The organism is Roseateles albus (genome assembly GCF_028595345.1).
Classification (GTDB): domain Bacteria; phylum Pseudomonadota; class Gammaproteobacteria; order Burkholderiales; family Burkholderiaceae_C; genus Paucibacter_A; species Paucibacter_A albus.
Genome location: NZ_JAQQXT010000024.1, coordinates 1 through 22,818, shown reverse-complemented (window position 1 = coordinate 22,818; position 22,818 = coordinate 1). Strand labels below are relative to the sequence as shown.

24 protein-coding genes are annotated in these 22,818 nt (G+C 63.7%); 11 read left to right on the top strand and 13 right to left on the bottom strand.

Features of this window, described 5'->3' with window-relative positions:
• Positions 1–152: 152 nt before the first annotated feature.
• From PRZ03_RS23355 to PRZ03_RS23345, 3 genes are all read right to left on the bottom strand, one after another.
• Positions 153–2,060, bottom strand: coding sequence for a sensor histidine kinase (locus tag PRZ03_RS23355; RefSeq protein WP_273602507.1), 1,908 nt, complete (start codon positions 2,058–2,060; stop codon positions 153–155).
• A gap of 59 nt (positions 2,061–2,119) precedes the next feature.
• Entirely contained in the window at positions 2,120–4,051 is a 1,932-nt protein-coding gene (locus PRZ03_RS23350; protein WP_273602506.1) for a sensor histidine kinase, read from the bottom strand.
• Positions 4,052–4,159: 108 nt separating this feature from the next.
• The gene (locus PRZ03_RS23345; protein WP_273602505.1) at positions 4,160–5,062 is read right to left on the bottom strand and encodes a LysR family transcriptional regulator; all 903 of its coding nucleotides are present in this window, start codon (positions 5,060–5,062) and stop codon (positions 4,160–4,162) included.
• 122 nt (positions 5,063–5,184) lie between these two features.
• Here PRZ03_RS23345 and PRZ03_RS23340 point away from each other — a divergent pair, with 122 nt between their 5' ends.
• On the top strand, positions 5,185–5,718 hold the full coding sequence (locus tag PRZ03_RS23340) for a DUF1579 domain-containing protein (RefSeq protein ID WP_273602504.1): 534 nt from the start codon (positions 5,185–5,187) through the stop codon (positions 5,716–5,718).
• On the top strand, positions 5,709–6,050 hold the full coding sequence (locus PRZ03_RS23335) for an NIPSNAP family protein (protein ID WP_273602503.1): 342 nt from the start codon (positions 5,709–5,711) through the stop codon (positions 6,048–6,050). Before PRZ03_RS23340 ends, PRZ03_RS23335 begins: the two co-directional genes overlap by 10 nt.
• On the opposite strand, the gene PRZ03_RS23330 is transcribed toward PRZ03_RS23335, so the two are convergent.
• Positions 6,041–7,018 carry an alpha/beta hydrolase family protein gene (locus PRZ03_RS23330; RefSeq protein ID WP_273602502.1) on the bottom strand — a complete coding sequence of 326 codons (978 nt, stop codon included), beginning with the start codon at positions 7,016–7,018 and terminating at the stop codon, positions 6,041–6,043. The genes PRZ03_RS23335 and PRZ03_RS23330 overlap by 10 nt on opposite strands.
• A 101-nt stretch (positions 7,019–7,119) precedes the next feature.
• Here PRZ03_RS23330 and PRZ03_RS23325 point away from each other — a divergent pair, with 101 nt between their 5' ends.
• Positions 7,120–8,037 carry a LysR family transcriptional regulator gene (locus PRZ03_RS23325; RefSeq protein ID WP_273602501.1) on the top strand — a complete coding sequence of 306 codons (918 nt, stop codon included), beginning with the start codon at positions 7,120–7,122 and terminating at the stop codon, positions 8,035–8,037.
• A gap of 210 nt (positions 8,038–8,247) precedes the next feature.
• Positions 8,248–9,360 (top strand): acyltransferase family protein, encoded by a 1,113-nt coding sequence (locus PRZ03_RS23320; RefSeq protein ID WP_273602500.1) that lies wholly within the window; start codon positions 8,248–8,250, stop codon positions 9,358–9,360.
• 27 nt (positions 9,361–9,387) lie between these two features.
• Here the strand turns inward: PRZ03_RS23320 and PRZ03_RS23315 are convergent, their stop codons facing one another.
• The 4 genes from PRZ03_RS23315 to PRZ03_RS23300 form a co-directional block, all read right to left on the bottom strand.
• Entirely contained in the window at positions 9,388–9,735 is a 348-nt protein-coding gene (locus PRZ03_RS23315; RefSeq protein WP_273602499.1) for a carboxymuconolactone decarboxylase family protein, read from the bottom strand.
• A gap of 33 nt (positions 9,736–9,768) precedes the next feature.
• Entirely contained in the window at positions 9,769–10,302 is a 534-nt protein-coding gene (locus tag PRZ03_RS23310) for a lipocalin family protein (protein ID WP_273602498.1), read from the bottom strand.
• A gap of 48 nt (positions 10,303–10,350) precedes the next feature.
• On the bottom strand, positions 10,351–10,545 hold the full coding sequence (locus PRZ03_RS23305) for a YgaP family membrane protein (RefSeq protein WP_263532565.1): 195 nt from the start codon (positions 10,543–10,545) through the stop codon (positions 10,351–10,353).
• A gap of 84 nt (positions 10,546–10,629) precedes the next feature.
• Positions 10,630–11,310: a helix-turn-helix transcriptional regulator gene (locus PRZ03_RS23300; RefSeq protein WP_273602508.1), complete on the bottom strand. Its 681-nt coding sequence runs from the start codon at positions 11,308–11,310 to the stop codon at positions 10,630–10,632.
• A gap of 131 nt (positions 11,311–11,441) precedes the next feature.
• On the opposite strand from PRZ03_RS23300, the gene PRZ03_RS23295 reads away from it, so the two are divergent.
• Complete coding sequence (locus tag PRZ03_RS23295) at positions 11,442–12,056, top strand: GNAT family N-acetyltransferase (RefSeq protein WP_273602497.1); 615 nt, start codon at positions 11,442–11,444, stop codon at positions 12,054–12,056.
• Between the two features lie 21 nt (positions 12,057–12,077).
• On the opposite strand, the gene lplT is transcribed toward PRZ03_RS23295, so the two are convergent.
• On the bottom strand, positions 12,078–13,367 hold the full coding sequence (lplT, locus tag PRZ03_RS23290; RefSeq protein ID WP_273602496.1) for a lysophospholipid transporter LplT: 1,290 nt from the start codon (positions 13,365–13,367) through the stop codon (positions 12,078–12,080).
• A gap of 158 nt (positions 13,368–13,525) precedes the next feature.
• Here lplT and alr point away from each other — a divergent pair, with 158 nt between their 5' ends.
• From alr to PRZ03_RS23275, 3 genes are all read left to right on the top strand, one after another.
• On the top strand, positions 13,526–14,635 hold the full coding sequence (gene alr, locus PRZ03_RS23285) for an alanine racemase (protein WP_273602495.1): 1,110 nt from the start codon (positions 13,526–13,528) through the stop codon (positions 14,633–14,635).
• Between the two features lie 4 nt (positions 14,636–14,639).
• The gene (gene arfB / locus PRZ03_RS23280; RefSeq protein WP_263532570.1) at positions 14,640–15,044 is read left to right on the top strand and encodes an alternative ribosome rescue aminoacyl-tRNA hydrolase ArfB; all 405 of its coding nucleotides are present in this window, start codon (positions 14,640–14,642) and stop codon (positions 15,042–15,044) included.
• Positions 15,045–15,184: 140 nt separating this feature from the next.
• The gene (locus PRZ03_RS23275; protein WP_273602494.1) at positions 15,185–15,556 is read left to right on the top strand and encodes a PspC domain-containing protein; all 372 of its coding nucleotides are present in this window, start codon (positions 15,185–15,187) and stop codon (positions 15,554–15,556) included.
• A gap of 11 nt (positions 15,557–15,567) precedes the next feature.
• Here the strand turns inward: PRZ03_RS23275 and PRZ03_RS23270 are convergent, their stop codons facing one another.
• Entirely contained in the window at positions 15,568–16,446 is an 879-nt protein-coding gene (locus tag PRZ03_RS23270) for a DMT family transporter (RefSeq protein WP_273602493.1), read from the bottom strand.
• A gap of 104 nt (positions 16,447–16,550) precedes the next feature.
• On the opposite strand from PRZ03_RS23270, the gene PRZ03_RS23265 reads away from it, so the two are divergent.
• Positions 16,551–17,366: a hypothetical protein gene (locus PRZ03_RS23265; RefSeq protein WP_273602492.1), complete on the top strand. Its 816-nt coding sequence runs from the start codon at positions 16,551–16,553 to the stop codon at positions 17,364–17,366.
• Between the two features lie 50 nt (positions 17,367–17,416).
• On the opposite strand, the gene PRZ03_RS23260 is transcribed toward PRZ03_RS23265, so the two are convergent.
• The 3 genes from PRZ03_RS23260 to PRZ03_RS23250 form a co-directional block, all read right to left on the bottom strand.
• Positions 17,417–18,046 (bottom strand): LysE family transporter, encoded by a 630-nt coding sequence (locus PRZ03_RS23260; RefSeq protein WP_273602491.1) that lies wholly within the window; start codon positions 18,044–18,046, stop codon positions 17,417–17,419.
• A gap of 81 nt (positions 18,047–18,127) precedes the next feature.
• Entirely contained in the window at positions 18,128–19,279 is a 1,152-nt protein-coding gene (locus PRZ03_RS23255) for an HD-GYP domain-containing protein (protein ID WP_273602490.1), read from the bottom strand.
• Positions 19,280–19,299: 20 nt separating this feature from the next.
• A complete protein-coding gene (locus tag PRZ03_RS23250) occupies positions 19,300–21,108 on the bottom strand; it encodes an HDOD domain-containing protein (protein WP_273602489.1) in 1,809 nt (602 codons plus the stop codon).
• An 85-nt stretch (positions 21,109–21,193) separates the two neighbouring features.
• On the opposite strand from PRZ03_RS23250, the gene radA reads away from it, so the two are divergent.
• Both radA and PRZ03_RS23240 read left to right on the top strand, forming a co-directional pair.
• On the top strand, positions 21,194–22,561 hold the full coding sequence (gene radA / locus PRZ03_RS23245) for a DNA repair protein RadA (RefSeq protein ID WP_273602488.1): 1,368 nt from the start codon (positions 21,194–21,196) through the stop codon (positions 22,559–22,561).
• Positions 22,562–22,563: 2 nt separating this feature from the next.
• Positions 22,564–22,776, top strand: a complete 213-nt coding sequence (locus PRZ03_RS23240; RefSeq protein ID WP_273602509.1) for a hypothetical protein — start codon at positions 22,564–22,566, stop codon at positions 22,774–22,776.
• The last annotated feature ends 42 nt before the right edge of the window (positions 22,777–22,818 follow it).

Below are 22,818 nucleotides of genomic sequence, written 5' to 3'. Positions count from 1 at the left end.
TCGCGGACACCTGAGCTACCATCAACCCAGGCACTTGCGCGCGCCCAAACTGTCCGCGATCAGTTTGAAACGCTGTCCACCATCACGCTGAAATGACTGTCCGGGATCGCTGAAATCCGCACCCAACGGCTCTTTCGAGCAAAAGCAAGCGGTCAACTGTTGGATTTAGGTTCAAATCCCGGCGCACCCGAGTCCGGCAAGGTGATGCGCACGCGCAAGCCCTGCGGCTGATTGGGCAGCAACTCAACCTGCCCGCGCATCAGCTCTTCGACCAGATTGCGCACCAGCACCAAACCGAGCCCGCCCTCGGTCAGCAATTGCTCCGCAAAGGGCTCGAACGCATGGGCGCGGCGAGCCTCACTCATGCCGGGCCCCCGGTCGCTCACCTCGATGCATAGCCCGGGCTCGGCAGCTCGCCTGCCGAGCAAAAGCGTGATCTCGGGCAGACTGCCGGGCGCCCGGCCAAAGCGCAAGGCGTTCTTGAGTAAATGCTGCAAGACCTGGCCCAAGGCATCGACAGCGCCCAACCATTCGATGCCCTCCTCCAGTTGCAACAAGGGCTGTGCACCGGCCGCCTGCCATTCCGACTGCAACGCCTGCACCTGTTCTCTGATCCAGGGCGCCAACTGCATGCGCCGTTTTTGATGCAGCTGCTCATGCAGACTCAGCTCGCTGAAGCGACCTAACAGGCTGCGCGAGCGGACCAGGTTCGCCTCCACCAAGGCGGCGGATTCACTCACTTGCGACAAGGCCGCCGATAGATCCTGTTTGCGCATGGGCGCCTGCAACTTGATCTGCAGCTCTTGCACTTGGTCGCGCAACGCGCTTATGGTCAAGTTCGCCGTACCCATCGGCGTGTTGAGTTGATGTGCGACGCCGATCAGCAATTTGCTGACCACCTCGCGCTGCGCATGTCGGTGCAAGGCCTGCTGGGCCTCGGCCAACTCGCTGCTGCGCTCCCGTACGCGTTGCTCCATCTCCTCATAGGCTTGGTGCAGTTCGGCATTGCGGGTGCGCAGCTCGGTGGCCAGCTGGGCCTCACGCAACAGCGCCTCCATGCCGGCATTGTGTTTGGCGCGCAACTGCCGCAATACCTCGTCTTGCACCCCTTGGCGTTGCTGAACGGCGCGGCGCCCATCTGCCACGCGGCCTTGGCGAAATGCACACTCGGCCTGCGCTTCAAGCACCTTGCTCTGCAAATTCGCGCTACGCGAACTGCCCATCTCTAGCTGCAGCGCCTGCCCGAGCTCGGCCGCCGCCGAGTCCAAATGCCCATCGCGCAAACCCAGTTGCCCACGGGTATAGGCCCGCCATGCTTGCATTAAAAAATTCGGCTTTCGCGTGACCAGAGCATCCTGCAGTTCAAGTTCCTCGAGCTGCTGCTGCGCCGCTTCAAAATCCCCGGCCAAGGCTGAATTGATGGCCAGATTGGTACCGATCATGCGGCGGAACTCACGCAGGTGCGCAACCTTTGTCCTCTCATACAGGCTGCGATACAGCTCGATGCACAGGCGCCTGCTACCCTCATCACCGGCCTCCGCACGACCATAGGCTACCGAGGCGCGGCAGCCACCGAGATAGATGTCCACCCAATCAAATCGCCCAAGCAGGCGCAGCTCCAGCTTGGGCAATAGACGGTCCAACTCATCAAGATCGCCGATCGCAATCAGGTGTGCAAGCATCTGTTGCGCAGCCATGCACTCGCCCACGCGCGCACTAGCACGCTCGAACAAGGCCATCGCCTCGCCCTCGTTCTTCAGCGCTTGCACGGTCAAACCCATCGCCTTGCGGCCTAGGGCCAAGAACATCAGTAGCTCGGCCCGCTGCCTGGAGTCAAACGAAGCGTCAAGCTCCAAGCGCTCCGCCAAAGTGGTCAACTCAGGCGCGACAGCACGGCCTTGGCGCAGCTCCATCCAAGCCTGCAGAAGCTCAAAACGCGGGGAATCTTGCGGTCGCTGCAGTTGCTCTTGAAGGCTTTGCTGGGCTTCATGCCAGCACAGGGATCCGACTGCCGTATAGATGGCCTCCACGGCCGCATCACCTTCTCGCACTTCGGTCATGGCTCACTCTCCAGTTCGCCGCTAACTCTGCTCAAAGTCAAACCATTTGCACCCGCCGCTCAAGCTCGGCCGCTGAGCGCCTGGCCAACGCTTTGGTACAAACTGCCCGTACCCGACTCCGGCAGGGTGATGCGCACGCACAAGCCTTGCGGCTGATTGGCCCTCAGCTCGACTTGGCCGCGCATCAAGCCCTCGACCAAGTTGCGCACCAGCACCAGGCCGAGGCCGCCTTCGGTCACCAACTGCTCGGCGAAGGGCTCGAAGGCATGGGCGCGCCGCGACTCGCTCATACCGGGGCCCTGGTCTTTCACCTCGATGCACAGACCCGGCCCTGGCAGCAGGCGCTGAAAGACCAGACTCACCGGCGCGGCGCGCCCATCTACCCGAGCAAAGCGCATCGCATTGCGGAACAAATGCTGCAGCACATGGCCCAGAGCATCAACTGCGCCCAACCATTCGATGCCCTCCTCAAGCTGCAAAACCGGCTGCACGCCCACCGCCTGCCATTCCTGCTGCAGCGCCTCGACTTGCTCGCGCAACCAGGGTGCCAGCTGCACACGCCGGCTTTGATGCAGCTGCTCATGCAGCCCTAGTTCGCTGAAGCGCGACAAGAGGCTGCGTGAGCGCAGCAGATTGGTTTCGATCAAGGCAGCGGCATCGTCCATCTGCTCGACGCTGGCCAGCAGATCTTGCTTGCGCATCGGCGATTGCAGCTGTGATAAGAGGCCCTGCAGCTGGTCGCGCAAGGCACTCACCGTGAGGCCGGCCGTGCCCAGCGGCGTGTTGAGCTGATGGGCGACGCCGATCAAGAGCTTGCTGACAACGCCGCGCTGCGCGTGCCTGTGCAGCGCCTGCTGAGCCTCGGCCAGCTCGGCACTGCGCTCGCGCACGCGCTGCTCCATCTCGTCGTATGCAAGGCGCAGGTCGGCATTGCGCGCGCGCAGCTCGGTGGCCAGTTGCGCCTCACGCAGCAGCGCCTCCATGCCAGCATTGTGCTTGGCGCGCAGTTGCCGCAAGACATCGTCTTGCACTTTTTGGCGCTCCTGCAGCGCAGTGCGACCGTCCTCGATACGGCCCTGGCGGAACGCACATTCGGCCTGCGCTTCGAGAATTTTGCTCTGCAAATTGGCACCGCGTTGGCCCCTATTTTCGAGCTGTAGCGCACGCGTCAGCTCGACGGCGGCGAGGTCCAGATGCCCATCGCGCAGACCCACCAAGGCATGGGTATAGGCGCGCCAGGCATGCATCGTAATCACGGCAACTTGGTTGACTCCGGCGTCGAGCAGTTCAAGTTCGCTGAGCAATTGCTGCGCAAGCTCAAACTCCCCACCCAAAGCGCAATTGACCGCGAGATTGGTACCCACCATACGGCGAAACTCGCACAGCGCAGGCAGTTTGCTGCGCTCGTACAAGTCGCGGTAGATCGCAATGCAGGTCGAGCGGCTGTTTTTGTCTCCGGCTTCGGCGCGGCCGTAGGCGGCCGAGGCCCGGCTGACAGCCAAAACGGCGTCGGCCCAGTCATAGCGCCCGAGAAGGCGCCGCTCCAACAGTGGCTGCAGGCGCTCCACCTCATCCAGGTCACCGATGGAAATCAAGTGCACCAGCATCTGCCAAGCTGCCATGCACTCGCCAACTTTGCGCCCTGCGTGCTCAAACAGCGCCAGCGCCTCCCCCTCATTCTTCAGCGCCGTGAGCGTCAAGCCCTGCGCCATGCGTCGAACCGCCAGCAGCAGCAAGAGCTCGGCTCGCTGCATAGGGTCAAGCGTGAGATCTTGCTCCAGCGCCTCCGCCTGCTGGAGCAGCTCGGGTGCAGCCGGCTCGCCAAGTCGCAAGCCCAGCCAAGACTGCAAAAATTTGCAGCGCTGCGAATCGGGATAGCTCCCAACCAGTGCCCGCGACAACTGCAGCGCCTCGCTCATCCGGTAGCTGCCGGCAGCGGTGTAGACCCCGTCCACCTCTGCATCGCTCACATCTGTTCGAACCGACGTCATAGTGAAGTCCGCCCTTTGCTCGGCGTTTTGCTCGGCATTTTGCTCGGCGTTTTTCCTGCCGCTGTACCCGCAGCTCAGACCCCCTTGCTGACCCTACTTTAGACCAAGTCACGCCATCGGTGCCTGCCCCTCAAAAAGTGGCAGCAGCGCCCTTGTGCCCTCATAAACCGCATCAAACAACTGCTTGATGCGGGGCACGTTGCGCAAGTCCTGGCGGGTCAATAGCCAAAGATCGCTGCGCCATTGCTTCGGTGGCGCTTGAATAACGCGGCAGATAGACGGTTCCAGATCGCCCAGATAGCAGGGCAGAACGGCCAAGCCCGCACCGGCCGCAACCAGTTTCAGCACATTCACATGGCTATTGGTCAGCAGATGCGCCTGCGCGTCCAGGCCTTGCTGGCGCAGCCATTTGCTTGAGTCCAGATGCGCAAAGGTTTCATCACCAGCTATCCAGGGGAAGTCGGCCAAGTTATCCGGCGTCACGCCGCCGATCTTGCGTGAGCGATAGACGGTCGACTCGATGCGGCACAGCCGCCTGGCCACCAGCGGGTCGGCCGGGCGGCCGCCGGCGCGAATTGCCACATCGGCCTCACCCCTCAAGATGTCTTGCTGCACCGTCGAAGTGTTGATCAGCAGTTGCACGCCAGCGGACCGTTGATAGGCGCTCAGCAGCGGCGCCAGCGCGGCATGCATCAGCGTATCGGTGGTGGTCAAGCGCACGATGCCGCCCGGCCAAGCGGCTCGCGCGCCCAAACGCCGCGTGGTCGAGGCCAAGTCGAGCTCCATCGCGGCGGCGACCCGCATCAACTCGGTGCCCGCCGCCGTCAAACTGTAGCCCGCTCTGGAACGATCGAACAGACGCACGCCCAATTCGGCCTCCAACCCTTGCAGACGGCGGAATACCGTCGCATGACTGAGCCGCAAGCTGGCGGCCGCCGCCGTCAGGGAACCGGCGCGGCCGATATGCAAGAACAGACGCAAATCGTCCCAGGAGCTCGGGGTGATATTCATGGCAATTCGTTCGATTCTTTGTTTGCAAATTTGACGATTTTGCTTGCAAAAATGATTGAACTGACTAGCCCTTGCCTTTCTAAAATTTGCGCACTACATCTAGCCCGCAAAAGAGCAATCACATGACTTCATCCGACATCAGCGCAGCACCCACCACCGGCAGTGCTGCGGACTTCGACTTTTTCATCGGCTCCTGGCGCATCCAGCATCGGCGCCTGAAAGAGCGGCTGCTCGGCTGCCAGGAGTGGGAGTCCTTCGAGGGCAGCTCGGTGATGCAAAAAATGCTCGGCGGCCTCGCCAATGTGGATGACAACCTGCTCCACTTACCCGACGGCGACTACCGCGCGCTGACGCTGCGCAGCTTCGACGCTGCGACCGGTCAATGGGCTATTTGGTGGCTGGATGGGCGCCGGCCCGGCCAACTCGATGTGCCGGTGGTCGGCCAATTCCGCGACGGGATCGGCTGCTTCTACGCCGATGACACGCTCAGAGGCCAGCCGATTCGCGTGCGTTTCATGTGGACCGCACGCGCCGAGACGGGCCAGCCGCGCTGGGAGCAGGCATTCTCGAGCGATGGCGGTACGAGTTGGGAATGCAACTGGGTGATGGACTTCAGCCCCCTCCTAGCCGGCCAAGCCGCAACGCCATGCGCGTGATCGAAATCAGGAGCTACCGGCTGCGCGCCGGCAGCCGCGAGCGCTTTCATCAATTGGTCGAGCAGCACAGCCTGCCCTTGATGCAGGCCTGGGGCATTGACGTGCTGAACTACGGGCCTTCGCTGCAAGACGAAACCGGCTACTTCCTGATGCGCGCCTTTGCCGATCTGGCCGAGCTGGACGCTGTGCAAGCGGCCTTCTATGCCAGCCCCGGCTGGCGCCAAGGGCCACGCGAGGCGATCATCGAGTTGATCGAATCCGACAGCAATGTGGTGCTGGCCTTGAGCGAGGCCGCGATTGACGGGCTCCGCCTCAAGGCAAATCAGCGCTGAGCCAGGCGCGCGCGCAGCAAGGGACTAGCCTGCTCGATCGGCGCCAGCAGCAGCGGCCAGATACGTTCGCCCAACTCGCGCCTGAACATGCCGAAATGCCCTATCGCGCGCAGACCCAGCGCCTTGGGGTCCAGCGTGTGGCGGGCCACCCGCGCGCTGCTGAACTGTTTGCCCAGATGATCTACCGCCGGGCCAGGCCCGAACAGGCTGTCGTCGCTGACGTTCCACAAATGCACCGGGCCGGTGAAGCGGTGATAGCCCAGCTCGCCTGCCAAGGCCGGGTCGGTGAACATATAGCCCTTGCGCCGGCCCCAGCGGGCCCAGTCCAGGGCCGCCAGTTTCGGGAGCCCCTCGGCCCGCGCGCCCAGCAGCCAGGCCGGCGCATGGCCAAAGGCGTGGCTCAAGCCGGGCAGCAAGGCGTGGAAGAACAGCGCCGCTTTGGCGCGCTGCAAGCCCGCCCAAAAACGCCAATCCGCCGCTTGAGCCGCCACGCCCAGTAAAGCGTCGACCTGCTCAAAGCCAGGCGCCAGCCCGACCGCATTGCCGCCGAAGGAGTGACCGATCGCCAGCAAGCCGATCGCGTGCCCCTGCTCACGCTGCTCCAACTGGCGACGCTTGTCGGCCGCGCGCAGCGCGGCGGCCATGTCCAGCCGGGCCCAGTCGCGCAGGCCGGCGCCTTCGCGGCGCAGCGGCCCTTGCAAATTGGCGCCGATGCCGCGGTAGTCGTAGCTGAGCACCGCATAGCCGCGGCGACTCAACCATTCGGCAAAGCCTCGGTAAAAAGGGCTGGCCACCGCCATCGCCGGGCTGACGACCGCCACCGCACGCACCGGGCCGGCCGCAGCATCCGGCTCGTACCAGCAGGCATTCAGCAAGCGGCCGTCGGCGCAGCGCAATTGCAGCGGTCTGGGCGCGCGTGGCGCAGCCGTTGGCGCTGGCGATTGAGAATGGTTTTGGTCAGTATTCATGAGCCTGTACTCCTGCGTAAGAATCTGGGCTCAGTCTAAATTGGCAACTTATGCGTGACTAGACCAAGTTTCGTCCACAGATTGGTGATTAAATATTGACAATGAAACTGAGCATTTCACGCAGCCGCCGCACCGCCGCCGACCAAGCCTTGGACGCCAATGCGCTGGAGCTGTTCGCCCGCATCGCGCAGGCCGGCAGTTTTGCGCGCGCCGCGCGTGAGCTGGGCCTGACCCGCGCGGCGGTCAGTCGGCGGGTGGCCGCGATCGAGGCCGCCGTGGGCCTGGCCCTGTTTGCCCGCAGCACCCGCAGCCTGAGCCTGACCGAGGCCGGCCGGCGCCTGCATGCCCGCGCCCGCGCCGTGCTGGAGGCGGCCGAGGGCGCGCGGCTGGCGCTGCGCAGCGAGCGCGACATGCTGGGCGGCACGCTGCGCATCAGCGCCGCGCCGGTGTTTGGCGTCCATGTGCTGGCGCCGCTGCTGGCGCGCTTTCAAAGCCTGCATCCGGCGCTGCGCTATGAGCTGATGTTCACCTATCGCAAGGTTGATCTGCTGCGCGAAGGGGTGGACATTGCCTTTCGCGCTACTGCCCGGCCGCCCGAGGATTGGGTGGTGCAGCCGCTGCTGCACTATGCGGTGCGCGCCTATGGCGCAGCGGGCAGCGAGCCGCTGACCGGCCCGCAGGCCTTGAGCGAGCGGATCTGCCTGCTGGTCGGCCAACATGAGGAACCCAGCGCCGCCATCTGGGTGCACGAGTCCGGCGAACAGATCGAGCTCAGCCTACAGGCCGGCGCCTGGGGGAATGACTTGGACGCCTTGCTGGTGATGGCCAAGCATGGCGACGGGGTGGTGCTCAGCCCGGACTTTTGTGTGCCGCCCGAAGCCGGTCTGGTCGATCTCTTGCCGGGTTGGCGGCTCGATGTGCAAGAAGGCGAATGGATACAGGCCTTGACACTGCCTATGCCGGCCGGCTCGGAGACAGCGCGCGCCTTGCTGCAATTCTTGCGCCAACAACTGGTTTAGGTCGCGCTCTCGGTATTGGCCCAATGACTGGCGCTGCCAGCGCCAAACTCCTACAATCGCGGGTTTTGCGCAGCGGCTGCGTCGCTGCCCGGCCCAGGTCGCATGCTGTGCGGCCCGAGATCACGCGTGGCCACCCCTCCTTAAACATTTCGCGATAGAAGAACAACAACTAGCGCCCCGGCCACGAGCAGGGAGTGCTCGCACACCGGTATGTCCAAGCCCAATATTGCCCGCCTCCTGCATGTCGATGCGCTGAAAGCCTTCGCGGCACAGCTGATCGTGCTTCACCATCTGTCGGCCTATGGGCCTATCGCCGATGCCGTGCAGACCGTAGCACCACAACTGATCTCGGCTCTCTATCACTATGGGCGCATGGCGGTACAGGTCTTCTTGGTGGTCGGCGGCTTTTTGAGCGCACGCGCCTTGTCGGCACGTGGCCAGTTGTTCGAAGGCAGCCTGCCCGAGCAACTGCTGCGGCGCTATCTGCGTTTGACCTTGCCCTTTATGGCCGCCGTGCTGCTGACGCTGCTGTGCTCGGCACTGGTCAGCGCTTGGCTGCCCGACTTGGTGCCCGCTTCAGTCACCCTGCCGCAGCTGCTGGCCCATGCCACGCTGTTGCACGGGGTGCTGGGCTTCGAGTCCTTGACGGTTGGTGCCTGGTATGTGGCGGTGGACTTCCAGCTCTTTGCGCTGCTCTTGTCGTTGCTCTGGTTGAGCCGCTGCCTGGCCCCCAGCCTGAGCCGCCAGCAAGCGCGCCTGCTCGGCCCAGGCCTGATCTTGCTGCTCTGCCTGGCCTCGCTGTTTGCCTTCAACCGCAATAGCGAACTCGACAACTGGGCGCCCTACTACTTCGGTGCCTACGGCCTCGGCGCCTTGGTCCATTTTCTAGGCTTGGTCAACTATCGCCGGCTCGCACTGTATTTGATCAGCGCGGCCGTCTTGCTCGCTTTGTTGTTCGACTTCCGCGAGCGTGTCGCCTTGGCTCTGGTGAGCGCCTGGGCCTTGGCCTGGCTGCAGCAGCGCCATCAAAATGGCCAGCATTTGTTGGCCGAGCGCCCGCGCGCTGCGCCGCTGTTGGCGCATTTCGGCACCCACTCCTACGCGCTCTTCCTGGTGCATTTTCCGATTTGCCTGTTGGTCAACGGCTTGTTTGAGCATCCCGATGCCGAACATGCTGGGTCGGCTGTGCTGGCGGCCTTGGCTGCCCTGGCGCTGAGCAATATGGCGGCCGTGCCTTTCTACCGCTGGGTCGAGGCACCCTCGGCACGCCTGCGCCTGGCACCTCTGCTGGCCCGTCTTCTACCCAAGGCCTCACGCTCCTGAGCGCAACAGTTGTAGGGCCAAGCCCCGCTATTTTTGGGCCATGTCTTCCCAGGCCTTGATGACCTCGGCGCTGTACATCAGCGCCGGCCCGCCGCCCATATAAACGCAAACCGACAGCATTTCGTCCAACTCGGCCCGGGTGCAGTCCAGCTTGTGCAGCGCTTTGACATGAAAGCCGATGCAACCCGAACAATGCTGAGTGACGCCGATGGCCAGCGCGATCAGCTCCTTGTGCTTGGCACTCAGCGCACCGTCCTTCATCGCCGCGCCGGCCAATTGGCCAAAAGCCTGCATCGCCTCGGGCTGCGACTTTCTCAAGGGCGCGAGATTGGCGTTGATGTCTTTGATCAGCCCAATATGGTCAAAGGTGCTCATGCAAATACTCCTGATATCGGTAAAGATGACTTTTCAGTCCAGCGGCTGCGTCTGCGGTGTGCGCTGAAACGCCGCGCGATCGAAACCCAGCTCGCCCGCCCGGTCCAGCAGCTTTTGCAACACCGCCTCATCCATTTGCGGTGTGCGCGACAGGACCCAAGCGTATTTGCGGCTGGGCTCGCCGATCAAGACATGCTGGTAGTCGCTGTCCAGATCGAGCACCCAGTAATTGCCGTAAAACGGCCAAAAGAAAGTCACCCTGAGTTTGGCGTTAGCGCTGCCTTCCACGACCTTGGCGTGGCCGGCCGTACGGTCGACCTCGCCCTTGGCTGTGCGGCAGCGATTGATCACCTCGACCCGCTCGCCATCAAGCCGGTAGCGCGCCTGGGTATCGGACACACATTGCTTTTGGAAGCGGTTGGGCAGCAGCGCGATCTCGTACCAGGCGCCGGCATAACGCTGCAAATCTACTGCGGCAACGGTCGGCAGGGCAGCCGGTTCCGGCGCCGCATGGGCCGAGCCGCAGCAGGCCAAGATTGAGACAAGAACAAAAGATGGGGTTCGCATGAGATGGGGCCTTCAGTAATCAGGCCGCCACCATAGCAAAGCGCGAATTCACCGGTCTTTCATCTGGCATGTGTTCATGCCCAATAAGGGATAGGCCGGGCAAAAACGGAACACGCCCGTCAACAGCGGCACGATGCCGATATAACCCCAGACACCAACAGTGCCGGTCGCAGCCAGAGCAATCAAGGCCAAGCCGCCCGCAATCCGCAGAACCCGATCCACCGTACCGACATTTGCTTTCATCGCAACTCCTTCAACAAACCCAAGGCCAGATTCAGCCCTATGTCACGATTGTGGGCGCGCCCGCTCGGCCAAACTTGCGCCAGATCAAGCCTGACTCTCGGCCCGCCGCATATCGGCCAGCGTCTTGCCGGCTTCGTCGCGAAACTGCTCGTCGAGCAAGGCCAGACCCTGGATGCGATCAACCCGGAAGTTACGGAAACCGGCTCGTTTCTCGCACCAAGCCGCCAGCGTCCAGGTCGGGCCCCAGAAATAACAAGCCAGCGGGCGCACCACGCGCTCGCTGGCGGCGCCGGCCAGGTCCAGGTAGTCAAGCCGCAGCTTGTGGCGGCTCTCGGTCGCTTCGCGCAGGCTGGCCAGTCGGTCACGCATGGCCTGGTCCAGCCCGCTCAAGGGCGCATACAGGGCCAAGCTCTCGGCGGCGGCCCTGGCGGCTGAGGGCATCACACCCAGGATCTTCAGCATGGCCTCCTCGGCCTGCCGCGCCAGGCCGCTGTCCAGCTGACCCTGCGCCAAGCGCAAGGCGGCCACCAGCGACTGCGCCTCTTGCTTGGTGAACATCAAGGGCGGCAGATCAAAGCCGGCGCGCATGCGGTAGCCCACACCCGCTTCACCGTCGATCGGCACGCCTTGCGCCTGCAAGGCGGCCACGTCGCGGTAGACGGTGCGCATCGACACCTCCAGCCGAGTGGCCAGGAAGTCGGCGGTGGACAGGCGCCGGCCTCGGATCAGATGGACAAGTTGGAAGAGTCGGTCGGCGCGGCGCATGGCCCGCATTGTCGGGCCTGCCCGACAACACTGGCACGCGACTTGCAGCTGCCAGGGCACCAACGCCCGCAAACCGTTCACCCTCGGTTCACGCTCGATTCACCCCTGCATCACTGGATAAGGAGCTTTCCATGAGAAGACTTGCTGCATCCGCTTTTCAACTCGGCGCCCTGCCCTTGCAAAATCCCTTTATCGGCTCGCTTCAGGCCTTGCACGGCCAGCACTTTGGCCGTGGCCAGATCTGGGTGGCCCGCGCCAATGACATGGCCAAGCCCTCCGCACCCAGCACCACGGTCAAGATGGAATCGATGGCGCAGCCCGAGGTCCAGGCGCTGCTGACGGCACTCGATCAAGAGCAAGAGCGCCTGCTGCAGCCCCAGCCAGCAGCGCGCCCCAATGCCCGGGCCGCACTGCGCCGTGCAGCCACACGCTTGGTCGTGGTGCGCGACGCCCAAATGCGGGTCATCGCCTGCGGAGCGCTGCTGCTGCATGAGGAATATGCCGAGCTGGCCTGCTTGATGGTGACGCCCAGCCGGCGCGGCCAAGGCATGGGAAAACTCTTGCTCAGCAAGCTGGAAGGCGAAGCGCTTCGCCTGGGCCGACCGCTGTTACGGCTAGAGGCTGATGTGCGCCAACATGCGCTGCATCATCTGGCCGAAGGCGGTGGCTTTAAGCGCTGCGGCCCTTTTGATGAGCGCCGCGCCCATCCCTTCGGCGTCTTTATGGAGAAACTGCTGGGCAGCTGAGCAAGCATGCCTGCCGGCCGCTCAAGAGCCGGAATGGCATTCGTCGCAACGCGCCAGCACCATCAGGCGCTCGACTTCTTCGCGATGGTTGATGCAGTTGCGCTGGTGCCAAATCCGGATCAGCGCCATCGTGCCGGCCACGATCAGACCGAAGATCGAGATGGCGATAAAGGCTGACAGCCCGATCCGCGTCATGCCGGTGTAGAGCGCGCCCAGACCCAAGATGCAGGCCTGCTCGTTGAAGTTCTGAACCGCAATCGAGCGGCCCGCGCCCATCAGGTTATGGCCACGGTGCTGCAGCAAGGCGTTCATCGGTACGACCAAAAAGCCGCCGACCACGCCCAGCAGAATCAGGAAGGGCACAGCCACCCAAATATTGGTCACCGCATTCAGGCCGACCACCAACAGACCCAAGGCGATGCCCAGCGGGATCACCCGCGTCGCTCTGTCCAAGCGCATATACATAGAAGCCGCCACGGCCCCAGCCGCCGTACCCAACGCCACCACGCCGCCCAAGGTCGACGCTTGCGTGGTGGTGTAACCCAGCGCCGCAGCGGCCCAAGGGAACACGATGATGCGCATATTGCCGGAGATGCCCCAGAACAGCGTGGTCGTGGCCAAGGAGATCTGACCCAGCTTGTCGGCCCACAGGCGCGAGTTGCAAGAGGCGAAGTCGCGTATCAAGGCCAAGGGGCTGTGCGCCAGCGGCTGCAGGGTCGCCTGCGTGCGCGGAATGGCCAGATTGAATATCGCTGCCGCCAGGTAGAGGATCACCAGGCTGGCGATTGCCGCCTCGGGCGGGGTATCGATGCCGGTGTCGAAAAATGGCAGATCAATGCCCAGCAAGAGCGGCGCCAGATGCGGCCCGACCAACTGCCCGCCCAGCAAGATGCCCAGAATGATGGAAGCAATCGTCAAGCCTTCGATCCAGCCATTGGCCTTGACCAGTTGCGAAGGCGGCAGCAGCTCGGTCAGGATGCCGTACTTGGCCGGTGAATAAGCTGCGGCGCCCAGACCAACGATCGCGTATGACAACAAAGGATGAGCGCCAAACATCATCATCAAGCAGCCGATGATCTTGATCAGATTGGCGTAGAACATCACCTTGCCCTTGGGCACGGCGTCGGCAAAAGCGCCCACAAAAGGCGCCAAGATCACATAGAAGAGCGCAAAAATCGGCCCCAGTGCGGGGACCTGCCAGGCGGGCGCGCCGGTATTTCTGAGCAGTTCAATAGCGCCGACCAGCAATGCGTTATCAGCCAGCGAGCTGAAAAACTGCGCTGACATGATGGTGGAAAAGCCTTTTTTCATGAACCTATTTTGTACTGCTTGGTACTGCTAAGAAGGCGCAGCCACGGCCAAATGCCCGCGGCGAAAGTGATGCTGCCTCCGGGTTATAGCATGCGCCTTGTTCTAGGGGGGTCGACCCGGCAGACAAAGCCCACGCGCCCAGATGCCACAATTCGGCCATGCCGCGTCCAATTGAAGCCCTCATCCACGTCTCCGCCTTGGCCCACAACCTCGCCCGCGCGCGCGCTTGCGCACCGGACGCCATGGTCTGGGCCGTCGTCAAAGCCAATGCCTATGGCCACGGCATCGCCAATGCCTATGAGGGCCTGCGCGCCGCCGACGGCTTCGCGCTGCTCGATCTGGACGAGGCGCAGCAGCTGCGCGCGCTCGGTTGGCGCGGTCCGATCCTGCTGCTGGAAGGTGCGTTCGAAACGCGCGATCTGGAGCTGTGCTCGCGCCTCAAGCTCTGGCATGCCGTGCATTGCGAGCAGCAGATCGACTGGCTGGCGATGCACAAGACACATGAGCCGCACCGGGTGTTCTTGAAGCTCAACAGCGGCATGAACCGGCTGGGCTTCAGCGCTACCGCTTTCCGCGCCGCCTGGACTCGGCTGAACGCCTTGCCGCAGGTGGACGAGATTTCGCTGATGACGCATTTCTCCGACGCCGACGCGCTGCGCTTCGGTGTCGACGGCATCCAGCACCAGCTCGATGTGTTCGAGTCCGTCTGCGCCGACCTGCCCGGCGAGCGCTCACTCAGCAATAGCGCCGCCACCTTGCGCCACAGCGCACGCGTGCACAGCGACTGGGTGCGCGCCGGCATCATGAGCTACGGCGGCGTGCCCGACTACCCCGAGCATGGCCCCGAGCATTGGGATCTGCAGCCGGCGATGACGCTGCGCTCCAAGATCATCGGCGTGCAGCATTTGCAGGCCGGCGACACGGTCGGCTATGGCAGCAGCTTCACCGCCGATAAGCCCATGCGCATTGGCACGGTCGCCTGCGGCTATGCCGACGGCTACCCCCGCCATGTGCCGAGTGGCTCACCCGTGCTGGTGAACGGCCAGCGCACGACGACGGTCGGCCGGGTCTCGATGGACATGCTGGCGGTCGACTTGAGCGCCTTGCCCCAGGCCGGCTTCGGGAGCGAGGTGACGCTGTGGGGCCAAGGCCCCAAGGGTCAGGTCTTGCCGATCGATGAGGTCGCCAAGGCGGCCGGCACGATTGGCTATGAGCTGATGTGCGCGTTGGCCAAGCGCGTGCCGGTCACTGTTCAACACTTAGAGTGATGCTTTGAACCTGCACTGGACGCCGGCAGATTGGGAGCTCGACTTCAGCTTCATCCGCGCCAGCGGCCCCGGCGGGCAAAACGTCAACAAGGTGTCCAGCGCCGTCCATCTGCGTTTTGACATCCAACGCTCGACGCTGCCGGCCGTCATCAAGGAGCGGCTGTTGGCGCTTTCCGATCAGCGCGTCACCAATGAAGGCGTGATCGTCATCAAGGCGCAGGAGACGCGCAGCCAGGAGCAAAACCGCGCCGATGCGGTGGCGCGGCTGATAGCGATGGTGCAGAGCGTCGCTCACACGCCCAAAGCCCGCCGCGCGACCAAGCCGACCTATGGCTCCAAGATGCGCCGACTGGAGGGCAAGGCACAGCGCAGCGACATCAAGGCGGGACGCGGGCGAGTCAGCGAATAGGCGAGCAAGCAAGGGAATACCCTTGGTTTCGCCGCTTCGGTCGGCGCGACTTGCAGTTCGTCGCATGCCGCTCGCTAGGCCCAAGACTTGACCGCAAACTGCAGACACGGCACTTCAGCCAGCAGCATCAGGAGCTCTCCATGTCTCTCAGCAACGAATTCGAACGCCTCGCCGACCTGCATCAAGCCGGCCAACTGACAAACGATGAATTCGCCCGCGCCAAGGCCAGGCTGCTGGACGGTCCGCCGAGCTTCAAGCCCGATGAAGCGCCGCGCCGTCAGCCCCAAGGCGGCGGCCTCGGCCACGCGATCAATGGCCTGCAGCGCAGCCGCGATGAACGTTGGTTGGGCGGCGTATGCGGCGGGCTGGCGCAGATCAGCGGCCTGGCCGCCTGGATCTGGCGGCTGATCTTTATTGCTTCGATTCCCTGCCACGGGATTGGCTTGATCGCCTATTTGATCCTGTGGGTCTTGGTGCCGGAAGAGCGTGACGAGCCCTTGCGGCTGAACTGAGCCGGGCTAAATCAGCGCCGCTTGGTCGCCATGTAAATACTGACTAAGCAAAGCGCCATGCCACTGACGGACAAAACCGTCGGCACCCAGCCTTCCAGCGCGGCCGAGATCACCAGTGCGATGACCGGGATCACCACCCCGGTCAAAGCGGCACGCGCCGGCCCTTGCAACTGCGCCAGCTTGAAATACAGCACAAAGGCGATGACCGAGCCAAACACCGCCAGATAGAGCAGGCTCAGGACATAGGGCGCATGCCAATCGAAATGCAATCCCTGGCCGCTGAGCAGCGACATCAAAATCAGAAAGACCGCGCCATAGCCCATGCTCCAGGCCAGCACGGGCACCAGCGCCAGCCCGCGCCTTGTCAGCGTCAGCGTCAGCACATTGCCTATGCAGGCGGCCAAGACGGCCAACAGCCCCAAGCCCAGGCCTAAAGCGGCGCTGGGCCGCGCGCCCGTTGCCGCAATCTCGGGCCAGAAAATCATCACCACGCCGACCACCCCGCCGCTGGCCGACAGCAAAAACCGCCGTGTCACCGATTGGCCGAAAAAGAGCCGCCCGGACAAGGCGTTACCGAACACCATCAAACAAAACAAAACCGCCACCAGGCCGGTCGGGATATGCCGCTCGGCCTCGTAGACCGAAAAGTAATTGCCGCTGTACTGGACGATGCCGGTCGCCAACATCAAGCCATGTGCGGAGGCCGGCATGCGCAAGGACTCGCCCCGCATGCGCGCCAAGCCGACCAGCAACAGCGCCGCAATCGCAAAGCGCCAGGCCACCGAGTTGAGCACGGGCACGCCGCTGGCCAGCTGATACAGGATCACATGCCAGGTACTGGCCCAGATCAGCGTCGGGCCCCAGAACAGGGTGCGGGTAGAGAGGTTCACTGAGATTCCTGCGCCCACACTGGAGCCGATATTGAAGCAAGGCGCCTTGTAACATGTTCCAAACGTATCGACATGGCCACAAGCTGTGCATCAGAGGAGGATCCATGTCCGTCAACCCATCGATTTACCGCAGCGAGCGTCGCTGGATGCAATTGACCCGCGAGAAACTGCGCCGCGAGCGCTTCTTGCGTTGCCATGTCGCCTTGATTGCGGTTTGTACGCTAGCCGCCCTGCTGCTAGGCGGTGCGCTGCTTCGTTGGGCAGGGGTTGAGGCCCTGGCATGGCGTTACGCCTTGCTCCTGCCGATGACTTACCTGGTCTATTTAGGGCTTTTGCGCCTTTGGGCAAGCTACCTGCTTCACCGCGACAAGGATTCTTATGACGGTGCCGATATTGCTGCAGATATGCTTCTGCAGTCACAGGATGGCTGCGCGCCGCGCAGCGCTTTTGAATCCGGCGGCGGCGGTGACTTTGGCGGCGGAGGGGCCAGTGCTGATTTCAGCGCTGATTTCAAGGATGTGGCCGCTGACAGCGCAGGAGAGTTCGCTAGTGGCGCGGCCAAGCTAGGTGGAGAGGTGCTCGGCGGCTTGGACGAGGGTGCCGTCGTCGTCGTACCTTTGGCCGCCATGTTGGCCATCTTCGCCTTGCTGGCAGGCCTGTTGAGCGCAGCAGTCTTGATGCTGTTTGGTGTCGAGGTCTTGCTGCTCGTGTGCGTCGAAGTGGCGCTGTCGGCCTGGATGGGCGGCTTGGCTTACCGCCAGCAACGCGAAGGATGGCTGGGCCGGGCTTTCAGCCACACCTGGCGCGGCGCATTGGCGGTCATGCTCTTGGGCCTGGCGCTGGGCGCCGCCATCGACCACTTCCTGCCTGCTGCCGATTCGCTGCCGCAGGCGCTGACGATCTTGCGCGGCAAGACCTAGGGACAGTCGGTCAACACGTTCTCATCGCTGGCGCAGTCAAAACAAGCTCATCAGGCGCTGCGCTTGAAGCTCGCCAGCAAGGCGCCGGCTACGATGAAGAGCGTGCCGAAGCTGCGGTTCATGATCTGGATGTGATGGCTGGAGCGCAGCGCCGACAAGACTCTTGCAGCCAAGGCCGTGTAGCCGGCCATCACCACCATATCGGTGAAGGCCAGCGTCGCGGCGATGACCAGATATTGCTGGGTCAAATCACCCTTGAGATTCAAGAACTGCGGCACCACCGCCAGCAAAAACACCGTGCCCTTGGGGTTGACCGCGTTGATGCCCCAGCCGCGCAGCACCAAATGGCGGCGCGTGATTTGAGCGCCTTCGCTGCGGGCCGCCACCATGGGCGTGGCCGGCGCACGCCATTGCTGCACGCCCAAATAGACCAGATAGGCCACCCCCAAATACTTGACCAGTGCGAAACCGATGCTGGAGGTGGCGATCAAAGCGCCGAGGCCGGCACCGACCAAGAGAATCTGGGTCAGGATGCCCAGAATCAGGCCAAAGGTGGTGAAGTAGCCGCGCCGGAAGCCGTGGTTGAGCCCCGAGCTCATCGCTGCGATGGCGCCTGCACCGGGGGAAAGGCTGATGGCCCAGGAGGCGGCGAAGAAGGCCAGCCAAGTCGAAAATTCCATCGCTGAGTCCTGAGCTGCTGAGTCGAAACAAGCCGGGTTTGTAGCACGAACGGGTTTTGCCCCTGTCGCAATGGCCTGGAATCAGTGGGTGGGATTCAGGCTGTCCAGCCCATGCATACCGTACAAACCGTAGAGGCGCTCGCTCGGGATGCGGGCCATCAGGCTTTTGTCACTCTCTACCGCCACCACCGCAAATTCGCGCTGCGCCGTGTCGTAGCGGATCAGTTGCGCCTTGAGCTGGCCGCGCTTGTCGGCCAAGGCCATCACCAAGGGGCATTGCAGCGTGGCGCCGCGCCGAATCACCACGGCCAGATCACCATTGGCCAAGCGCAGCAACTCGCCCGGTGGGTACATGCCAAATTCTTTGATCAACGAGGCAGCCAAGGGGTTGCCCGGATTTTGCTCATAGACCTCGCGCGCCGCCTGCTTGATCTCCAGCGCCGGGCGGTTGACCCTGGAACTGATCTTGGCCAAGAACACATCCACCAGGCGCAACAGCCGGGCCATCTCACCGACATCGCGCAGACCCCTGGGGTAGCCCCGGCCGCTCACTTGCTCATGATGCTGAGCCACGGCTTGCAGCCATTCCTCATCATCGACACCGGCGGCCCGCAGGCGTTTGCAGGCTTCGTCCGGATGCAAGCGCAGCTGCTCGCGCTGAGACTGGGTCAGGCGCCCGCCCGTCATCGCATAGACGCCTTGCAGCTCGATGATGCTGGCATTCATCGTCAACGCTGCCTTCACGACCTTGCGCTGGCGCGACTCAGCCCAGCCCAGCCGCCGCGCCACCATCAAGCTCAAGGTGGCCACGTACAAGGCATGCGTCAGACCGTAGAGGCGCAGTTGCAAGCCTTCTTGACGCACGGTTTGGTACAGCGCCATATCGCCGTCTTGCACCGCCAGGGCGATCACCTCGCTGGTCGTCTCATCGCAACTTGCCATGAACTGCAGGCCGTCGGGCAAAGTCTTCAACATCGCATCGACCGCCCACACCGCCTGCGCCCAACGCGTGGCCAGCGGCGGCGGCTCGGCGGGCACTTGGCCGCCGGCCTGCAGCGCGCGCAACTCCGCCACATCGGCATACATGCCCCGCGCGAGCAAGGCCGCCAGCTGCGCCGCACTGATGACGATCTGGCCGCAGGCCAAGAGCAGGCCGCCCTCGGCGTCGCGCACATTGAAGGGCAGGCGCGCACCGATCCGAATTTGCTCGGCAACCAGTTTCAGCAGCTGCATGATGCCGGTGAATTTCGGCGCTAGCTGTTGCCGCCACCAAAGCGCAAGGCCATCACGACCTGATTGCGCAGCGTCTTCAACAAGGTCAACTCGCGCTCGCTGATTTGCAAGGTACCGGGATCGGCCTTGTCGCCATAGAAGGCGCCCAGCACTTGGCCGCCCGCCACCATGGGCAGCAGCACAAAGGTGCCGGCCTGCACCTGGTTGCGGAACCAAGCCGGCAAGCGCTGCGCAATCACCGGGTCGGCGGTGTCCGAGATCAAGGTGTCGGCGCCCTTGCTGCACAGCAGGCCGAACAACTCGCTCGGCGGCTGCAGCGGGATCTGGAACACCGGCGCAAGGGCCGTGGCGCGCTCGCCCACGCCCATGCCGCCCTTCAACATCTGCCCGCTGCCGTCGCGCAAGCAGACCACCACGCGGCGCAAGCCCAGCGCTTCATGCATCTGCCGCATGCACAGCTGCAAGAGCTGCCCGGCAGGCGCTCCGGCCAAGACCAGGCCGCTGAGTTTTTCGAGCGCGTCGGACAGCGACTCGGCCACCGCCGGATTGACAGGCGCCACCGGTGCCGCAGGGCGCGGCGCGGCAGCAGCCGGTTTGGGCGCAGCGGCGACCGGCGCGGCGGCCGCTGCCGTTGCCACCTTGGCCGCGCCGGGTTTGGCGGCGGGATCGGCGGCTGGATCGGCAGCCTTGGCAGGCTTGGCCGCCGGAGGTGCCGCCACCGGGCCGAAGCCCAGCACCTGCGCCAAGTCATTCCAAAGCTCTTGAACGCCGGCCACTTCCTCGACCAGCGGCTCCGGGTTGAGGCTCAAGGGCACGGCCATCTCGGCCGCAAAGCGCTCGACGCAGACGCGCCGGGCCTCGGCTTTTTCTTCCGCCGAGCCGCCACCGGGCAGGCCCAGCAACTGGGCCGCCAAGACATTGGCCGAGGTGCAAAGCACGCGCTGGTATTCCTCGGCGCTGGCGGCGCGCTCGCTGCTGCTGGGCTGCAGGCGGCGCATGCCGTGGCGCACGGTTTCTGGCCAACCCCATTGTTCGGCCACATCGATCGCGATGTCCTCAATGTCCACGCCCCAGTGCTCGCGCGCCAGTTTGTCGCGCGCATCCATCCATTCATGCTTGCCGGTGGCCAGACCGCGCGTCGCCAGCTTTTCCTCAAAGCCGTACAACTCCTCGGGGAAATGCAGGCCCCCCAACATGCCGCCGAGGTTCTGGAACAAGGCCGCCAGATAAGCCACCTCAAGCTGCTTGTTGCGGTTGCAAAACTGCTGCGCCAGCAGCGCGGCCAACTGGGCGCGGCCAAACTCTTCGCGCAGCCGGTTGCCGTCAGACCCCTTGGGCAGGCGGTCGAACAACATCAATGAGTTGGCCATCATGCCCACGGTCTGAAAGCCCATCAGCGCGACCGCACGTTGCAAGCTGGTGATCGTGCCGCCACCGGCCGAGCTGTAAAAAGCCGCGTTGACCAGTCGCAAAAGCTTGGACGTCATCGCGATATCTTCCGAAATCGCGCCGCTGAGCGCGCGCGCATGGGCGTTCTCGGAGCGCGAAATCTTCTGCATCAAGCGCACCGAATCCTTCATCGAAGCGAAGTCGGCTTGTTTGGAAATCTTTTGCATCAGGCGCTTGTAGCGCGCCTCGCGTTCGGCTGCGGCCTTCTCTTCTGCTTCGCGTTCCACCTCACGCTCAGCATCCCGCTGGGCTTGCAGACGGGCGGCCTCCGCCTCGGCGGCGGCTTGCTCTTCTGCGCTCAGTTCGGCTTGCGCAGCGCCGGCCGCCTCTGCCGGCGCCTCGGCTGCAGCGGCCGGCAGATCCGTGATCTCTGTAGTCATTCTTTGTGGTCCCTGTTGACGGAACTAAGACCATCGGCAGTTTTGCTGCATAGCTGAAGCCCGACTTGCAGGGACAATCCGCCCCATGGCCAAAGAAAAATCAATCTACACCTGCAGCGATTGTGGCGGAGTGAGCCCCAAATGGTTGGGTAAATGCCCATCTTGTGGCGCCTGGAACACCTTGGTCGAAGGGATTGCCGAAACACCGGGCGCCAGCGTGAAAAACAGCCGCTATCAAGCCCTGGCCAAAAGCCAGCCCGTTGCCACGCTGAGCGAGATCGAAGCGGCTGACTTCGAGCGCACCCCCACTGGCCAGGAAGAGCTGGACCGCGTTCTGGGCGGCGGCATCGTCGCCGGCGGCGTGGTCTTGATCGGCGGCGACCCCGGCATCGGCAAGTCCACCTTGCTGTTGCAGGCGATTGAAGATTTGTCCCACAAGCTGCCGGTGCTGTACGTGACCGGCGAGGAATCGGGCGCGCAGATCGCGATGCGCTCTCGCCGCCTCGGGCTGGCCGGCAGCAAGGTGCGGGTGCTGGCCGAAATCAGCCTGGAGAAAATCCTCGCCACGCTGGAGGCCGAACAGCCCGCTTTTTGCGTGATCGATTCGATCCAGACGCTCTATTCCGAACATCTGACTTCCGCACCCGGCTCGGTCGCCCAGGTGCGCGAATGCGCGGCGCAGCTGACCCGCACGGCCAAGTCCAGCGGCTGCGCGATCGTCTTGGTGGGCCATGTCACCAAGGAAGGGGCGATTGCCGGGCCGCGCGTGCTGGAGCACATCGTCGACACGGTGCTGTACTTCGAGGGCGACACGCATTCGAGCTTTCGGCTGGTGCGGGCGATCAAGAACCGCTTCGGCGCTGTCAACGAGATCGGCGTGTTCGCGATGACCGAAAAGGGCTTGAAAGGCGTTGCCAACCCGAGCGCTATTTTTCTGAGCACGCACGGCGAGCCGGTGCCGGGTTCTTGCGTGCTGGTGACGCTGGAAGGCACGCGGCCGCTCTTGGTGGAGCTGCAAGCGCTGGTCGACAGCGGTGGCCCCAGCCCGAGGCGGCTCTCGGTCGGCCTCGACAAGGACCGCTTGGCGATGTTGTTAGCGGTCTTGCACCGCCATGCCGGCGTGGCCACCAACGATCAGGATGTGTTCATCAACGCGGTCGGCGGCGTGCGCATCAGCGAGCCTGCGGCCGACTTGGCGGTGCTGCTGGCGATTCAGAGTTCGCTGCGCGGCCGCCCGCTGCCCAAGGGTTTCATTGCCTTCGGCGAAATCGGTCTGGCCGGTGAGGTGCGGCCGGCGCCGCGCGGTCAGGAGCGGCTGAAGGAAGCCGCCAAGCTCGGTTTTAGCGTCGCCGTGGTGCCCAAGGCGAACGCGCCGAAAAAGGCAATCGAGGGGCTGACCGTGCATGCGGTCGAGCGGATCGAAGAAGCAATGGATCTGGCCAGAGGGCTGTGACGATGAAGAATTTCGAGTTCGAGCCACCCTATTACGCGGTGATCTTCACCAGCCAGCGCAACTCGGTCGAGCTGGGCTATGCGGAAACAGCGGACCGCATGGTCGAACTCGCCGCGCAGCAAACGGGTTACTTGGTCGGACCTGCAAAATTCGTTTTGCCGAAGCAAGCAACTGAAGCAGTTCCTGGTGAGGCTTGCCGTTATGGTGCGAATTGATGTCGCCAAGCCTTCTGGTGTGCCATCAGGCCGCCCAGCAGC

Coding starts and splice junctions, on each gene's coding strand:
- PRZ03_RS23320 (WP_273602500.1), top strand. CDS start 8,248: ATGTCCAAGCCCAATATTGCCCGCCTCCTGCATGTCGATGCGCTGAAA.
- PRZ03_RS23300 (WP_273602508.1), bottom strand. CDS start 11,310: ATGCGCCGCGCCGACCGACTCTTCCAACTTGTCCATCTGATCCGAGGC.
- radA (WP_273602488.1), top strand. CDS start 21,194: ATGGCCAAAGAAAAATCAATCTACACCTGCAGCGATTGTGGCGGAGTG.
- PRZ03_RS23255 (WP_273602490.1), bottom strand. CDS start 19,279: ATGCAGCTGCTGAAACTGGTTGCCGAGCAAATTCGGATCGGTGCGCGC.
- PRZ03_RS23325 (WP_273602501.1), top strand. CDS start 7,120: ATGAAACTGAGCATTTCACGCAGCCGCCGCACCGCCGCCGACCAAGCC.
- PRZ03_RS23310 (WP_273602498.1), bottom strand. CDS start 10,302: ATGCGAACCCCATCTTTTGTTCTTGTCTCAATCTTGGCCTGCTGCGGC.
- PRZ03_RS23275 (WP_273602494.1), top strand. CDS start 15,185: ATGTCTCTCAGCAACGAATTCGAACGCCTCGCCGACCTGCATCAAGCC.
- PRZ03_RS23345 (WP_273602505.1), bottom strand. CDS start 5,062: ATGAATATCACCCCGAGCTCCTGGGACGATTTGCGTCTGTTCTTGCAT.
- PRZ03_RS23340 (WP_273602504.1), top strand. CDS start 5,185: ATGACTTCATCCGACATCAGCGCAGCACCCACCACCGGCAGTGCTGCG.
- PRZ03_RS23350 (WP_273602506.1), bottom strand. CDS start 4,051: ATGACGTCGGTTCGAACAGATGTGAGCGATGCAGAGGTGGACGGGGTC.
- PRZ03_RS23240 (WP_273602509.1), top strand. CDS start 22,564: ATGAAGAATTTCGAGTTCGAGCCACCCTATTACGCGGTGATCTTCACC.
- PRZ03_RS23305 (WP_263532565.1), bottom strand. CDS start 10,545: ATGAAAGCAAATGTCGGTACGGTGGATCGGGTTCTGCGGATTGCGGGC.
- PRZ03_RS23250 (WP_273602489.1), bottom strand. CDS start 21,108: ATGACTACAGAGATCACGGATCTGCCGGCCGCTGCAGCCGAGGCGCCG.
- PRZ03_RS23315 (WP_273602499.1), bottom strand. CDS start 9,735: ATGAGCACCTTTGACCATATTGGGCTGATCAAAGACATCAACGCCAAT.
- PRZ03_RS23295 (WP_273602497.1), top strand. CDS start 11,442: ATGAGAAGACTTGCTGCATCCGCTTTTCAACTCGGCGCCCTGCCCTTG.
- alr (WP_273602495.1), top strand. CDS start 13,526: ATGCCGCGTCCAATTGAAGCCCTCATCCACGTCTCCGCCTTGGCCCAC.
- PRZ03_RS23260 (WP_273602491.1), bottom strand. CDS start 18,046: ATGGAATTTTCGACTTGGCTGGCCTTCTTCGCCGCCTCCTGGGCCATC.
- PRZ03_RS23355 (WP_273602507.1), bottom strand. CDS start 2,060: ATGACCGAAGTGCGAGAAGGTGATGCGGCCGTGGAGGCCATCTATACG.
- PRZ03_RS23265 (WP_273602492.1), top strand. CDS start 16,551: ATGTCCGTCAACCCATCGATTTACCGCAGCGAGCGTCGCTGGATGCAA.
- PRZ03_RS23335 (WP_273602503.1), top strand. CDS start 5,709: ATGCGCGTGATCGAAATCAGGAGCTACCGGCTGCGCGCCGGCAGCCGC.
- PRZ03_RS23330 (WP_273602502.1), bottom strand. CDS start 7,018: ATGAATACTGACCAAAACCATTCTCAATCGCCAGCGCCAACGGCTGCG.
- lplT (WP_273602496.1), bottom strand. CDS start 13,367: ATGAAAAAAGGCTTTTCCACCATCATGTCAGCGCAGTTTTTCAGCTCG.